At 69.5% G+C, this 13,246-nt stretch carries 15 protein-coding genes; all 15 read left to right on the top strand.

What is annotated here, in order from left to right; all coding sequences use genetic code 11:
- Positions 1-125 precede the first annotated feature (125 nt).
- The 15 genes from Q352_RS0111865 (at position 126) to Q352_RS0111795 (ending at position 13,219) form a co-directional block, all read left to right on the top strand.
- On the top strand, positions 126-836 hold the full coding sequence (locus Q352_RS0111865; RefSeq protein WP_107889280.1) for a beta-ketoacyl synthase chain length factor: 711 nt from the start codon (positions 126-128) through the stop codon (positions 834-836).
- Positions 829-1,608 (top strand): lysophospholipid acyltransferase family protein, encoded by a 780-nt coding sequence (locus tag Q352_RS0111860; RefSeq protein ID WP_028499534.1) that lies wholly within the window; start codon positions 829-831, stop codon positions 1,606-1,608. The genes Q352_RS0111865 and Q352_RS0111860 overlap by 8 nt, the downstream gene beginning before the upstream one ends.
- Positions 1,595-1,855: a phosphopantetheine-binding protein gene (locus Q352_RS0111855; RefSeq protein WP_028499533.1), complete on the top strand. Its 261-nt coding sequence runs from the start codon at positions 1,595-1,597 to the stop codon at positions 1,853-1,855. Before Q352_RS0111860 ends, Q352_RS0111855 begins: the two co-directional genes overlap by 14 nt.
- 67 nt (positions 1,856-1,922) lie before the next feature.
- The gene (locus tag Q352_RS0111850; protein ID WP_028499532.1) at positions 1,923-2,180 is read left to right on the top strand and encodes an acyl carrier protein; all 258 of its coding nucleotides are present in this window, start codon (positions 1,923-1,925) and stop codon (positions 2,178-2,180) included.
- Positions 2,181-2,187: 7 nt separating this feature from the next.
- Positions 2,188-2,730, top strand: a complete 543-nt coding sequence (locus Q352_RS0111845; RefSeq protein ID WP_028499531.1) for a COG4648 family protein — start codon at positions 2,188-2,190, stop codon at positions 2,728-2,730.
- Positions 2,723-4,411: an ApeI family dehydratase gene (locus tag Q352_RS0111840; protein ID WP_028499530.1), complete on the top strand. Its 1,689-nt coding sequence runs from the start codon at positions 2,723-2,725 to the stop codon at positions 4,409-4,411. The genes Q352_RS0111845 and Q352_RS0111840 overlap by 8 nt, the downstream gene beginning before the upstream one ends.
- The gene (locus tag Q352_RS0111835; RefSeq protein WP_028499529.1) at positions 4,408-5,145 is read left to right on the top strand and encodes a glycosyltransferase family 2 protein; all 738 of its coding nucleotides are present in this window, start codon (positions 4,408-4,410) and stop codon (positions 5,143-5,145) included. Before Q352_RS0111840 ends, Q352_RS0111835 begins: the two co-directional genes overlap by 4 nt.
- Positions 5,142-6,095, top strand: a complete 954-nt coding sequence (locus Q352_RS0111830; RefSeq protein WP_028499528.1) for a lysophospholipid acyltransferase family protein — start codon at positions 5,142-5,144, stop codon at positions 6,093-6,095. Before Q352_RS0111835 ends, Q352_RS0111830 begins: the two co-directional genes overlap by 4 nt.
- Positions 6,076-7,620 carry an HAL/PAL/TAL family ammonia-lyase gene (locus Q352_RS0111825; RefSeq protein ID WP_028499527.1) on the top strand — a complete coding sequence of 515 codons (1,545 nt, stop codon included), beginning with the start codon at positions 6,076-6,078 and terminating at the stop codon, positions 7,618-7,620. The genes Q352_RS0111830 and Q352_RS0111825 overlap by 20 nt, the downstream gene beginning before the upstream one ends.
- A complete protein-coding gene (locus tag Q352_RS0111820) occupies positions 7,610-8,029 on the top strand; it encodes an acyl-CoA thioesterase (protein ID WP_028499526.1) in 420 nt (139 codons plus the stop codon). The genes Q352_RS0111825 and Q352_RS0111820 overlap by 11 nt, the downstream gene beginning before the upstream one ends.
- The gene (locus Q352_RS0111815; protein ID WP_028499525.1) at positions 8,026-8,631 is read left to right on the top strand and encodes an outer membrane lipoprotein carrier protein LolA; all 606 of its coding nucleotides are present in this window, start codon (positions 8,026-8,028) and stop codon (positions 8,629-8,631) included. Before Q352_RS0111820 ends, Q352_RS0111815 begins: the two co-directional genes overlap by 4 nt.
- Entirely contained in the window at positions 8,624-10,984 is a 2,361-nt protein-coding gene (locus Q352_RS0111810; RefSeq protein ID WP_028499524.1) for an MMPL family transporter, read from the top strand. Before Q352_RS0111815 ends, Q352_RS0111810 begins: the two co-directional genes overlap by 8 nt.
- On the top strand, positions 10,981-11,583 hold the full coding sequence (locus Q352_RS0111805; RefSeq protein WP_028499523.1) for a DUF3261 domain-containing protein: 603 nt from the start codon (positions 10,981-10,983) through the stop codon (positions 11,581-11,583). Before Q352_RS0111810 ends, Q352_RS0111805 begins: the two co-directional genes overlap by 4 nt.
- A complete protein-coding gene (locus Q352_RS0111800) occupies positions 11,580-12,764 on the top strand; it encodes a beta-ketoacyl-ACP synthase (RefSeq protein WP_028499522.1) in 1,185 nt (394 codons plus the stop codon). Before Q352_RS0111805 ends, Q352_RS0111800 begins: the two co-directional genes overlap by 4 nt.
- A complete protein-coding gene (locus tag Q352_RS0111795) occupies positions 12,764-13,219 on the top strand; it encodes a hotdog family protein (protein WP_036386131.1) in 456 nt (151 codons plus the stop codon). The genes Q352_RS0111800 and Q352_RS0111795 overlap by 1 nt, the downstream gene beginning before the upstream one ends.
- Positions 13,220-13,246 lie beyond the last annotated feature (27 nt).

Genomic DNA, 13,246 nt, shown 5'->3' with positions numbered 1-13,246 from the left:
TGCGCGGCATGGATTAAAATGTCCGCCATATTTTATATGCCAAAAGAATTGCGCGGATTTCCCCGGAATCCGTGCCGGGCACGCATGAGAAAACGGAACGACTGGTGATGGCGGTGAGGTGGAAAATGGTGCGTTGGGCCGCATGGGCGCCCGGCCTGACGGACAGCGAGAGCTGGCTGCGCTGGCTGGCGGCGCCGTTTCCGCTGCCGGTCGATGGCAAGCCGGCGCTGGCAGCGATGCCGGCGATGATGCGCCGACGGCTCGATCCGCTGGGCCGGGTCGCGCTGGAAACCGCCTACACGTGCCAGGCCGACGACGATGCCTGCCCGGTCGTGCTTGCGTCGCGCCATGGCGAAGTCGGCCGCTCGCTGACCCTGCTCGACTCGCTGGTCAGCGAGGGCCAGGTGTCACCGGCGTCGTTCAGTCTGTCGGTTCACAATGCCATCGGTGCGCTGTACTCGATTGCCCGTCACGATGTCCAGCCGTACTCGGCGATCGCCGCCGGTGACGAAACCGTCGAAGCCGCCTTTGTCGAAGCCGGCGGCCTGCTGGCCGACGGGGCGCCGGCGGTCATGGTCGTGGTGTATGACGAGCCGCTGCCGGCGCGCTACCAGGCATTTGCCGACCGGGTCACCTTTCCGCGCGGCTGGGCCTGTCGGCTGGAGGCCACCGACACGGGCGGGCTGAGCCTCTGTACCGGCGAGGCCGGCCGGGAGTGCGTGGCCGACGGCGTGCTGCCGCCGGATCTGGCCGCGCTGGCCTTTCTGCTGTCGGACCGGCCGGCCTATACCCGCCGGGTCGGGGTGCGGCAATGGCAATGGTGCCGGCATGACTGAACGCGCCGGTCGCGCCTGGCGCCTGCTGGCAACCGGGCTGGCCTTTTCCGTCTTCGGCCTCGGCGGCCTGCTGCTGTGGCTGGCGTACTTTCCGCTGTTGCAGTGGCTGGATCGCGATCCGGTGCGCCGCACGCGGCGGGCGCGGCTGGCCATCCACCATTCGTTCCGCCTGTTCGTCGACATCATGTGCGGGCTCGGTCTGCTGCGTTACCGGATCAGCGGGCAGGAGCGGCTGGCGCGCGGCGGACAGCTGATTCTGGCCAATCACCCGAGCCTGATCGACGTGGTTTTCCTGATCGCCATGGTGCCGAACGCCGACTGCGTGGTGAAGGCCGGGCTGGCGCGCAATCCGTTCACCCGCGGCCCGGTCCGGGCCGCCAGCTACATCTGCAACGATTCCGGCGTCGGCGTGATCGACGACTGCATCGCGTCGCTGCGGGCAGGCAACAATCTGATCATCTTCCCCGAAGGCACGCGCACCACCCCCGGCCGGCCGCTGCAACTGCAGCGCGGCGCGGCCAATATCGCCATTCGCGGACGCTGCGACATGACACCCGTGCATATTCGCTGCTCGCCGCCCGCGCTGAGCAAGGAACTGCCATGGTGGAAGGTGCCGCCGCGCATCATCGATTTTTCCTTCGATGTCCGTGACGACATCGAAGTCGCGCCCTTTCTGGAAGCCGACGGCAGCGAAGCGCTGGCCGTACGGCAACTGACCCGCTATCTGAGCCATTACTTTTCGACGGAGATCCCGATCCATGCAATCCCTTGAGCTGGAAATCAAACAGCTTGTCATCGATTCCCTGAATCTCGAAGACGTGACCCCGGACGACATCGACCCGGAAGCGGCGCTGTTCGTCGACGGCCTCGGCCTCGACTCCATCGACGCGCTGGAACTGGGGCTGGTGCTGCAGAAGCGCTATGGCGTCAGCCTGTCGGCCGAAGCGGAAGAAACCCGCCGCCATTTCGCCAGCGTGCGCGCCCTGGCTTCCTTCGTCGCGGCGAGCCGCCAGCGCTGATGGCGCCCCCGACCTGACAGCAACCCGTGCGGCGTTCCCCGTTTCGCCGCCAGCCAGAGAGAACAGAATGAACAAACAGGACATTTTCGACCGCCTGTCGGCCACCCTGCAGGAATGTTTTGAAATCGATGCCGAGCGCATCCGGCCGGAAGCCCGGCTGAAGGAAGACCTCGACATCGACAGCATCGACGCGGTCGACCTGATCGTGAAATTGCGCCCGCTGGTCGGCAAGCGCCTGCACCCGGAAACCTTCAAGTCGGTCCGTACGCTGCAGGATGTCGTCGACGCGCTGCACACCCTGATGCACGCGCCGGACCCGAGCTGAAGCGCCCATGACCACGCTGCTCGCGTCGTTGCTGTTGCTCGCCTACCCGCTGATCGTCTATTTCGGTCTCGGACTGGTCGAGCCGCGCTGGCTGGCCGTGCCGCTGGTGGCGGTGGCGCTGCTGCGCGCCTGGCGGCAACGCGACCGGGTCTGGCTGGTGGTGGCCGCCGGCACGCTGGTGCTGGCCGTGGCCGGCCTGCTGGCCAACGCGGCCTGGCCGCTGAAACTGTATCCGCTGCTGATCAATGCCGTGCTGCTGGCGGTGTTCGCGGCCAGCCTGTACAGCCCGCAAAGCGTGATCGAGCGCCTGGCGCGACGGATGGAACCGGATTTTCCGCCCGAGGCCGTCGGCTACACCCGCAAGGTCACCCAGGTCTGGTGCGGATTTTTTCTGTTCAACGGCAGCCTCTCGCTGCTGACCGCCTTGTGGGGCGATGCCGCCACCTGGGCGCTGTACAACGGCCTGATCTCCTACCTGCTGATGGGCGTGCTGTTCGCCGGTGAATGGCTGGTGCGGCGGCGGGTCAGGGCAGGGAGGAACCATGCCTGAACGCCTGACACTCGATACCCTGCTGACGCGCGGCCGCGCCGCGGACAGCACGGTCGCCTGGCGCGATGGCGCCCGGCTCGACTACGCCGCCCTGCTGCGTGGCTGCACAGACTGGCACGCGGCCTTTGCCGCCGAGCCCGGTCCGACCGTGGCGCTGTACTTCAACGACAGCTTCGACTTCGCCTGCGCACTGCTCGGTGCCTGGCATGCCGGCAAGACCGTGGTGCTGCCGGCCGATGCGCAGCCGGGCACGCTGGCCCGACTGCGCGACGAGGTCGACCGCTTTGCCGGCGATCTGCCGGCCGATTGTCTGCCGCTGACGCCGCTGAGCGGGGCCGCCACACCGGACTGGCAGCCGCTGGACCCTGATTTTTCCGCGCTGGTGATCCATACCTCCGGTTCCACCGGGGTACCGGCCGCCATCGGCAAGTGCCTGCGGCAGATGATGGCCGAAGTGGGCACGCTGGCCGCCTGCTGGGACGGGCTGCTGGGTGAGGCACCGGTATTTGCTACCGTTTCGCACCAGCATATCTACGGCCTGCTGTTCCGCATTCTGTGGCCGCTGACCAGCGGTCGCCCGTTCATTGCCGCCCGGCATGCGTATCCGGAGGACATCGTGGCCGCCCTGGCTGGCCAGCCGGCAGTGCTGGTCGCCAGCCCGGCGCACCTGAAGCGGCTGCCGTCCGGGCTGGACTGGGCAACAGCCACGCGCGGCCTGCGGGCGGTGTTCTCGTCCGGCGGTCCGCTGCCGGACGACGCCGTGCCGGTGTGCCGTGAACTGCTGGGCCAGGCGCCGATCGAGGTCTACGGCAGCTCGGAAACCGGCGGCATCGCCTGGCGTCAGCGCGAACGCGACGACGCCACCGGCTGGCTGCCGTTCCCGGCGGTCACGCTGCGTTACGAGGACACCCTGTGGGTGCGTTCGCCGAACCTGCCCGATGACGACTGGTTCCGCTCCGCCGACCATGCCCGGCCGCATGGCGACGGTTTCCTGCTGCTGGGCCGTCAGGACCGCATCGTCAAGATCGAGGAAAAGCGCGTCTCGCTGACGGCGATGGAACAGCGGCTGCTGGCGTCCGGCCTGCTCGACGAAGTGCGCGTGCTGCCGCTGGACGGCGCGCGGCAACGGCTCGGCGTCGCCGCCGTGCCGAGTGCCGCCGGTCGCGCGGCGCTGGTTGCCGACGGGCGCGGCGCCTTCGGTCGCCGGCTGCGGCAGTGGCTGGCGTGCGATGTGGAAGCCAGCGTGCTGCCGCGCCACTGGCGTTACGGCTGGGCGCTGCCGGCCGACAGCCAGGGCAAGATCACCCAGGCGGCGCTGACGCGCTGGTTCGACCCGCGCCGGCCCGACGTGTGCCTGCTGGCGCGCGAGGCGCAGTCCGTCCGGCTGTGGCTGCGCGCCGGGGCCGGCCTCCCGTACTTCGACGGCCATTTCCCCGGCCGGCCCATCCTGCCCGGCATCGCCCAGATCGAGTGGGCGATCCGTTTCGGCCGCGAGCTGTTTCCGCTGCCGGCGACCGTGCAGCGGCTGGAAGTGCTGAAGTTCCAGCAGGTGATCGTGCCTGACAGCGTGCTGACGCTGACGCTGGACTTCGATGCGGCGCGGGGCTCGCTGACCTTCGCCTTCGACTCGGATGCCGGCCGGCATGCCGGCGGGCGGATCCTTTTTGGAGAGACGGCATGACGGTCTGCGCCGTGATCCCGGTTTACAACCATGGCGATGCCGTACGCCAGGTGCTGGCCGGCGTGCGCCGTCATGGCCTGTTCTGCGTGCTGGTCGACGACGGCAGCGACGCCGCCTGCGCCGCCGCGCTGGATGCGCTGGCCGCCGCCGACCCCGACGGCGTTCACCTGCTGCGGCTGGCGAGCAACCAGGGCAAGGGCGGGGCGGTCATGGCCGGCCTGCGCGAGGCCGCACGCCTGGGCCACCGGCAGGCGTTGCAGATCGATGCCGATGGCCAGCATGACACCGATGACATTCCGCGTTTCCTGGCGCTGGCCGAACAGTATCCGCAGCGGGTGATCTGCGGCTGCCCGGTCTACGACGCCTCGGTGCCGGCCGGACGGCTGTATGGCCGTTACGCGACCCATGTATGGGTGTGGATCAACACCCTGTCGCTGGAAATCCGCGACTCGATGTGCGGCTATCGCGTCTATCCGCTGGCGCCGGTGCTGGCGCTGCTGGATACGGTCCGGCTTGGACGGCGCATGGATTTCGACATCGAGATCCTGGTGCGTCTGGTCTGGCGCGGGCTGCGCATCGTCAGTCTGCCGACACGGGTGCGCTATCCGGAAGACGGCGTGTCGCACTTTCGGGTACTGCGCGACAACGTGCTGATTTCCCGGCTGCATGCCGGGCTGTTCGCCGGCATGCTGCTGCGCGCGCCGCTGCTGCTGTGGCGGAGACTGCGCCGATGAGCGAACGCGGCGCGCACTGGGCCGAGCTGGGCGAGAACACGTTCGTCGCCGGCATCTGGCTGCTGTACGGCATCGAGCGCCTGCTCGGCCGGCGGCTGTTCCGCTGTTGCCTGTACCCGGTCGTGCTCGCCTACTGGCTGGGGCGTCCCGATGTGCGTGCGCAGTCGCGCCAGTATCTGGACCGGCTGCAGGCGGCAACCGGTGCCCTCGGCCGGCCGGCCCGCCGCCGCGACACCTTTTCCCATCTGCTGACCTTTGCCGACACCCTGCTCGACAAGCTGCTGGCCGTTGCCGGCCGCTACCCGCTGCAGCGCGTGCGCACCCTCGGTGCCGAACCGATCCTGGCCGCGATCCGTGCCGGGCAGGGCGGCGTCATTGTCACCGCGCATGTCGGCTGCCTGGAGCTGTGCCGTGCGCTGGCCGAGCGGACCGAGACCCTGAAACTGACCGTGCTGGTGCATACCCGCCATGCCGAACAGTTCAACCGGGTGCTGCGGCGACTGAATCCCGATACCGCGCTGACCCTGCTCGAAGTGAGCGAACTGGGCCCGGCCACGGCCGTCATGCTCGCGGAGCGGGTCGAGGCCGGCGAATACGTGGTCATTGCCGGGGACCGGGTGCCGGTCGGCTCCGGCCAGACCGTGACCGTCCCGTTCCTCGGCCATGACGCCGCCTTCCCGGTCGGTCCGTATCTGCTGGCCTCGCTGTTCAAGTGCCCGCTGTACCTGCTGGGCTGCCTGCACGACGGCGAGGGCTATGCCCTGCATTTCGAATTGCTGGCCGGGCGCGTCGTGCTGCCACGCCAGCAGCGCCAGCAGGCGCTGGCCGCACAGGCATCGCGCTATGCCGGACGGCTGGGCGCGCTGCTGGCGGCATCGCCTTATGACTGGTTCAATTTTTTCCCGTTCTGGGAACAGAAAGCCTTGCCCCATGCTGTCCGATCAACCTGATAACGCCGTCTGCTTCGACGGCAGCCGCCTGACCCTGGAAGACATTGTCGCCATCAGTCGCCGCGAGCGCGCGGCCGTGCTGTCGCCTGCCCCGGCGTTCCGCCAGCGCATCGCCGCCGGCGCCGATTTCCTTGACCGCCTGCTGGCCGAGGACGGCGTGGTCTACGGCGTCACCACCGGTTATGGCGACTCGTGCACCGTCGCCGTGCCGCCGGAGCTGGTGGCCGAGCTGCCATCGCGGCTGTACACCTATCACGGCTGCGGCGCCGGGCGTTTCCTGACCCCGGAAGAAACCCGTGCCGTACTGGCGACGCGACTGGCATCGCTGTCGCAGGGCGCGTCCGGCGTCAGCGTGGCCCTGCTGGCACAGATCGAAACCCTGCTCCGCCATGACGTGCTGCCGATGATTCCGGCCGAAGGTTCGGTCGGCGCCAGTGGCGATCTGACACCACTGTCCTACCTGGCCGCGGTGCTGTGCGGCGAGCGGCAGGTCTGGTTCCGTGGCGAGCCGTGCGCCGCCGCCGACGCGCTGGCCGCGATCGGCGTCGCGCCGCTGACGCTGCGGCCGAAGGAAGGACTGGCGATCATGAACGGCACCGCGGTGATGACGGCGCTGGCCTGCCTCGCCTGGCGCCGCGCCGACTACCTGTCCCGGCTGGCGACCCGCATCACCGCGCTGAATGTCTTTGCCGCTGCCGGCAACGCCTACCACTTCGATCAGGCGCTGTTTGCCGTCAAACCGCACGCCGGACCGCAACTGACCGCCGCCCGCCTGCGTGCCGACCTGGCCAGCGACCGGCCGGCGCGCAATGAACGCCGGCTGCAGGACCGCTACTCGCTGCGCTGCGCGCCGCATGTGATCGGCGTGCTGGAAGAGGCGCTGCCGTTCTTCCGCATGATGATCGAGAACGAGCTGAACAGCGCCAACGACAACCCGATCATCGACGTTGACCACGGCAAGGTGCTGCATGGTGGCCACTTCTATGGCGGGCATATCGCCTTTGCCATGGACGGGCTGAAAAATGCGGTGGCCAATGTCGCCGACCTGCTGGACCGGCAGATGGCCCTGCTGGTCGACACCCGCTACAACCAGGGCCTGCCCGGCAACCTGAGTGCGGCGACCGGACCGCGCGCCGCCATCAGTCATGGCCTGAAGGCGCTGCAGATCAGCGTGTCGGCATGGACCGCCGAAGCGCTGAAACAGACCATGCCGGCTTCGGTGTTCTCGCGTTCGACCGAGTGCCACAACCAGGACAAGGTCAGCATGGGCACCATCGCCGCCCGCGACTGCCTGCGGGTGCTGGAACTGTCCGAACAGGTGCTGGCCGCCATGCTGATCTGCGCCCGCCAGGGCGTGGCGCTGCGGCTGCGGCACGACCCCGACCTCAGCCCGGTACTGGCCGCCACGCTGGACGATCTGGCCGCGCGCATCCCGCTGATCGTCGAGGACCGCGCGCTGGACGGAGAACTGCAATCGCTGCTGACGGCGATCCGCGCCGAAGCCTGGAGCCTGTATGACGACTGAGCTGAGTCACGAGATCGAACTGACGCCGGCCTTCCATGACCTCGACCCGATGGAAGTGGTCTGGCATGGCAACTACGTCCGCTACCTCGAAATCGCCCGCTGCGCGCTGCTGGCGCGCTTCGACTACGACTACCCGCAGATGCGGGCGTCCGGCTATGCATGGCCGGTGGTGGACATGCGGCTCAAGTACGTCCGGCCGCTGGTATACGGCCAGCGCGTGCGGCTGCGTGCCCGCATTGTCGAATGGGAAAACCGGCTGAAGATCGACTACCGGATGACCGATGCCGACAGCGGCGAAAAGCTGAACGAGGCCTGGACCATCCAGGTGGCGGTCGGTCTCGACAGCGGGGAGATGTGCTACGTCTGCCCGCCGGTATTGTGGGAAAAACTCGGCGTGGAGGTGGCATGAGACGGCTGTGGCTGGGCCTGGCCCTGTGGCTGGCGGTCGGTGCGGCCCAGGCCGCCGATCTGGTGGCCGGCGTACGCGAACGACTCGCGCAACCGGCGCTGCTGCGCGGGGATTTCACCCAGAGCAAGTCGGTGGCCGGCTTCCGGAAGCCGCTGGCGTCGAACGGGGATTTCCTGGTCTCGCGCGAGCGCGGGGTGCTGTGGCACACCCGCAAACCCTTCGCCGGCGAGCTGCGCATGACGCGCAATGAAATCGTGGCGACCCAGGATGGCCGCGTTGCCTTCCAGCTCGACGCCGGCCGCGAACCGTCGGTGCGGGTCATCAACAACCTGATGTTCTCGCTGCTCGGCGGCGATGTGCTGGCGCTGAAGGAATACTTCACCATCGACGGCAAGCTGTCCGGCAAGTCGTGGTCGCTGACATTGACGCCGCGCCATGCGGCACTGGCGAAGAGCATGCGCCGGGTAGACCTGTCCGGTGACCGCTACGTGCGCCAGATCACCATCGACGAAAGCAATGGCGACAGCACGCATATCCAGTTCTCCGCGCTGCGCAGCACGCCGCCCGCGCTGACTGCCGAAGAGGCCGCCCGGTTTGACTGACGCCGCCTCCCCGCTGATGCGCCGGCTGGCGCTGCTCTGGCTGCTGCTGGTCGCGCTGGTCGCCGGGCACAATCTGTGGCTGTGGACCGGCGACCGGCTGCAACTGGACACCGACGTGCTGGCGATGCTGCCGCAGGACCAGCGCGACCCGGCCGTGCAGCAGGCCACCCGTCGCCTGGCCGATGCGGCCACCCGGCGCATCGTGGTGCTGGTCGGCGCTGACGACTGGGCTGACGCCCGCCGCGCCGGCGATGCCTATGCGGCCGTGCTGGCCTCGGCGCGCCTGCCGCTGGCGCTGCAATACCGGGTCAGCGACCGGATGGCCGACGACTGGCTGTCGTTCTTTGCGCCGTACCGGCAGGCCCTGCTCAGTGCGCGCCAGGCGGAGCGGCTGGCGAGCCGGTCGCCGCAGGCGCTGGCCGACGATGCCGTCGCCGCGCTGTACCGCCCGGTCGGCATGCCGCGGCTGGGGCCGTGGATCGAGGACCCGCTGAACCTGTATGGCGACTGGCTGACCGAGCGTGCGGCCGACAGCCGGGTGCGGCCGGCCGACGGCCGGCTGTCGCTGCAGGTGGACGGTCGCGCCCATGCGGTCCTGATGCTGGAGCAGCAGGGGCCGGCGTTCTCGATCTCCGCCCAGCAAGCGCTGATGCCGTGGCTGGAACGCGCTGCGCAGGCCGCGCAGCAGGCCGCGCCCGGCGTGCGCGTGCTCAGCGCCGGCGTCCCGCTGCATGCGGCGGCGGCGGCCAGCCAGGCCGAGCGAGAAGTGCACACCATCGGTTTCGGCTCGCTGGCCGGCATCATCCTGCTGACCGTGTTCGCCTTCAGCGCGCTGCGGCCGCGGGTGCTGGTGACCCTGGCCATCGGCGTCGGCCTGCTGGCTGCCATCTCGGTCACTGCCGCACTGTTTGGCCGGCTGCATCTGCTGACACTGGTATTCGGCGCCAGCCTGGTCGGCGTGGCTGAAAACTACGGCACCAACTATTTTGCCGGCCGGCTCGGCCAGCCGCCGGCCTCACGCTGGCGCATGGTGCGCGAGCAGGCGCCGGTGATGGGGCTGGCGCTGCTGACCACGCTGATCGGCTATCTGGCGCTGGCGCTGACGCCATTTCCCGGCCTCAAGCAGATGGCGGTGTTTTCCGCCGTTGGCCTGCTGGCCTCGTTCCTGACCGTCATGCTGTGGTTCCCGTTCCTTGAACGCGGTTACATGTCGGTGACGCCGCTGTCCGCTGCCATCGGTCGTGCGCGCCGCTACTGGCCGCGCGTCGGTCGCAACCGGGCGACACTGCTGCTGGCGCTGCTGCTGGCCGGCCTGTTGCTGGGGGGCGGCTGGCGCCTGCAGGCGAATGACGACATCCGCCTGCTGCAGAGCTCGCCGGCGACGCTGATCGAACAGCAACTGGCCATTTCCCGCCTGCTCGACCTGCCGAGCCCGGCCCAGTTCTACCTGGTGCGCGGGGCCACGCCGGACCAGGTGCTGGCCCGGGAAGAAGCCTTGAAGGCCCGGCTGGACGCGCTGGTCGGCGCACGCTGGATACGCGGCTATCAGGCGGTCTCCGACTGGGTGCCGTCGGCGGCCCGCCAGCGCGCCAGTGTGGCGCTGCTGCGCCGGACGCTGGATGGCGACGGCGGGGTCATCGCGCTGGCCACGCAGCGACTGGGAGAAACCCCGGCCGCCGCCCGCACTGCCGGCCCGGTGCCCTTGATGACCCTGGCGCGCTGGCTGGCCGCGCCGGTCTCCGAACCGCTGCGGCCGCTGTGGCTGGGCCGGCTCGATGGCGGCTACGCCAGCGTGATCATGCTGCGCGGCGTGGACTCGCCCGATCGCCTGCCGCGTCTGGCGGCACTGGCCGACGGACTGCCCGGCGTGCGCTGGGTCGACAAGGTGGCGGAAGTGTCGTCGGTGCTGAGCCGGTACCGGCAGATCATGGGCGGCGTCATTCTTGCGAGTTACCTGCTGGTGCTGGCGGCACTGTGGCGTCGCTTCGGCCGCAAGGCGTGGCGGGCGCTGCTGCCGACCGCCCTGGCCAGCCTGCTGACCCTCGCCGTGCTCGCCCTGTTCGGCCAGCCGCTGCAACTGTTCAATGTCCTGGCCCTGCTGCTGATCCTCGGCATGGGCGTGGACTACGGCATTTTCCTGCAGGAGCAGCCCGACCCTGATGCCGGCGCTCCGTTCCTGTCGGTCACCCTGGGGGCGGCGTGCACCCTGCTGTCGTTCGGCCTGCTGGCGCTGTCGCACACCCCGGCGCTGCGCGCCTTCGGGCTGACCATGCTGCTCGGGATCGGCCTGGCCTGGCTGCTGGCGCCGATGTTCTGCTCGGGGCCGGCGCGGCAAAAAGAAAGGACGCCATGAGGCGCGTGAACCGATGGGGCTGCTGCGGCGTGCTCTGCCTGCTGTTGCTGACCGGCTGCGCCACGCGTTCGCCGGCGCCGGTCGCGGCCGTGCCGCCGCTGCAGCTGGCACCGGCCACGCTCGGCAGTTCGCTGACCCTGGTCCAGCGCCTGACGGTGCTGAAAGTGCCGCGCAACGGTGGCGAGGCGGCATCGACCGGCAGGAGCATCGACGTGCTGCTGGAACTGGACCCGGCACGGGTCCGGCTGGCCGGTTTCGTCATGAACCAGCGCGTGCTGACGCTCGACTATGACGGCAAGACACTGCGCAGCCAGCGTCATCCGCTGCTGCCGATGGAAGTCGACGCCGCGCATGTGCTGCGCGACGTGCAACTGGTGTACTGGCCGGCAAGCGCGCTGCAGGCGGCGCTGCCGCCGGGCTGGACGCTGGACGAGTCGGAACGGGCGCGCGTGCTGCGCAGCCGGGACGGCAGCGCCGTGGTGAACATCCGCTATGCCGCCGGCGCGCCACGCTGGATCGGCACGGCCGAACTGGACAATGTGGCCGAGCACTACCGGCTGCGCATCGAATCTGCCCTGCAGCCGGAGGAAGCGCCATGAGCGCCGCGGTCTACCTGAACGAACTGGGCGTGGTCTGCGCCGCCGGAAACGGCAAGGCGGCGCTGCGCGACGCCATGCTGGGCCGGACGCCGCTGCCCGGCAGCCTGGACGAATGCGATTCGCCGGGGCAGCCACGGTTGCTGGGACGGGTGACGGTGGCTGACGCCGACCTGTCCTTGCTGCCGCCCGCCCGGCGCAGCCGCAACAACGCACTGATGCTGGCCGCGCTGGCGCAGATCCGCCCGGCGGTCGATGCCGCGCTGGCGCGTCATGCACCGGAGCGGATCGGCGTCGTGCTTGGCAGCAGCACCTCGGGCATTGCCGAAAGCGAACGGGCGGCGCGGGCGTTTCATGCCGGCGGCGCCCTGCCGGCCGATTATGATTTCGCCATGCAGGAACTGGGCTCGCCCGCGCTGGCGCTGAGCGGACTGCTCGGGCTGGCCGGACCGGCGCTGGTGGTGTCCACTGCCTGCTCGTCCGGTGCAAAAGCCATCGCCAGTGCGGCCAGGCTGCTGCGCGCCGGGCTGTGCGACGTGGTCATTACCGGTGGCGTCGACACCCTGTGCGGCTTCACCCTGGCCGGGTTTACTGCGCTGGAATCGGTCAGCCCCGGACGCTGCAACCCGATGAGCGCCAACCGCTGCGGCATTCACCTCGGCGAGGGCGCGGCGCTGTTCCTGATGAGCCGCGAGCCGGGCGGGGTGCGGCTGGCCGGCTGGGGCGAATCGTCCGACGCGCACCACATCTCCGCCCCCGATCCGTCCGCCGCCGGGGCGCTGGCCGCCATGCGCGAGGCGCTGGCGCGGGCCGGCATCGAACCCGGCCAGGTCGACTACATCAATCTGCACGGCACCGCGACGGTGCAGAACGATGCGATGGAAAGCCTGGCGGTCCGCACCCTGTTCGGCGCCGGCACCCTGGCCAGTTCGACCAAGCCGCTGACCGGGCATACGCTCGGCGCGGCCGGGGCGATCGAAGCGGCCATCGGCTGGCTGCTGCTGCACGACAACCCGCAGGGCGAACTGCCGCCGCAGTGCTGGGATGGCGTGGCCGACCCGGCGCTGCCGGTGCTGAACCTGGTGCCGGCCGGTGGCCGGCTCGGTCGCCAGCCGGACTGGATACTGAGTAACTCATTTGCGTTTGGCGGCAGCAATGCCGTGCTGCTGCTGGGGAGAGCCTGATGACCGATCCGAGCCGGATACCGGTGACCGAACTGGTGGTCCATGCCGGTCGCATGTGCCTGTTGAGCCGGGTGCTGACGTGCGACGGCGACAGCGTGCTGGCGGAAGTCGACATTCGCGCCGACGACCTGTTTCACGGCGACGATGGCGTTGGCGGCTGGGTCGGGCTGGAATACATGGCGCAGGCAGTCGCCGCCTGGGCCGGCTGGCAGGCGCGCGGCGTCGGCGAGACACCCCGGATCGGCTTCCTGCTCGGTACGCGGCGCTATGAATGCCGCTGCCCGCGCTTCCTTGCCGGCGACACGCTGCAGGTGACGGCGACCCGGATTTTCCAGTCCGACAACGGGCTGGGCCAGTTCGAGTGCGCGCTGCAGCTGCGCGGCGACACGGTCGCGACCGCCACACTGACAGTCTACGGCCCCGACGAAGACACCGTTGCCGTCAGGGCGGACTGAAAGAGGCTTCTGTATGATGGCTGGCTG

Origin of the sequence: Microvirgula aerodenitrificans DSM 15089 (assembly GCF_000620105.1) — a bacterium.
Lineage (GTDB): Bacteria > Pseudomonadota > Gammaproteobacteria > Burkholderiales > Aquaspirillaceae > Microvirgula > Microvirgula aerodenitrificans.
This window is presented reverse-complemented; position numbering and strand designations above follow the sequence as displayed.

What these genes read in the sequence shown, in the direction of transcription:
- Q352_RS0111865 (WP_107889280.1), top strand. Translation starts at nt 126, where the DNA reads ATGGTGCGTTGGGCCGCATGGGCGCCCGGCCTGACGGACAGCGAGAGC.
- Q352_RS0111860 (WP_028499534.1), top strand. Translation starts at nt 829, where the DNA reads ATGACTGAACGCGCCGGTCGCGCCTGGCGCCTGCTGGCAACCGGGCTG.
- Q352_RS0111855 (WP_028499533.1), top strand. Translation starts at nt 1,595, where the DNA reads ATGCAATCCCTTGAGCTGGAAATCAAACAGCTTGTCATCGATTCCCTG.
- Q352_RS0111850 (WP_028499532.1), top strand. Translation starts at nt 1,923, where the DNA reads ATGAACAAACAGGACATTTTCGACCGCCTGTCGGCCACCCTGCAGGAA.
- Q352_RS0111845 (WP_028499531.1), top strand. Translation starts at nt 2,188, where the DNA reads ATGACCACGCTGCTCGCGTCGTTGCTGTTGCTCGCCTACCCGCTGATC.
- Q352_RS0111840 (WP_028499530.1), top strand. Translation starts at nt 2,723, where the DNA reads ATGCCTGAACGCCTGACACTCGATACCCTGCTGACGCGCGGCCGCGCC.
- Q352_RS0111835 (WP_028499529.1), top strand. Translation starts at nt 4,408, where the DNA reads ATGACGGTCTGCGCCGTGATCCCGGTTTACAACCATGGCGATGCCGTA.
- Q352_RS0111830 (WP_028499528.1), top strand. Translation starts at nt 5,142, where the DNA reads ATGAGCGAACGCGGCGCGCACTGGGCCGAGCTGGGCGAGAACACGTTC.
- Q352_RS0111825 (WP_028499527.1), top strand. Translation starts at nt 6,076, where the DNA reads ATGCTGTCCGATCAACCTGATAACGCCGTCTGCTTCGACGGCAGCCGC.
- Q352_RS0111820 (WP_028499526.1), top strand. Translation starts at nt 7,610, where the DNA reads ATGACGACTGAGCTGAGTCACGAGATCGAACTGACGCCGGCCTTCCAT.
- Q352_RS0111815 (WP_028499525.1), top strand. Translation starts at nt 8,026, where the DNA reads ATGAGACGGCTGTGGCTGGGCCTGGCCCTGTGGCTGGCGGTCGGTGCG.
- Q352_RS0111805 (WP_028499523.1), top strand. Translation starts at nt 10,981, where the DNA reads ATGAGGCGCGTGAACCGATGGGGCTGCTGCGGCGTGCTCTGCCTGCTG.
- Q352_RS0111800 (WP_028499522.1), top strand. Translation starts at nt 11,580, where the DNA reads ATGAGCGCCGCGGTCTACCTGAACGAACTGGGCGTGGTCTGCGCCGCC.
- Q352_RS0111795 (WP_036386131.1), top strand. Translation starts at nt 12,764, where the DNA reads ATGACCGATCCGAGCCGGATACCGGTGACCGAACTGGTGGTCCATGCC.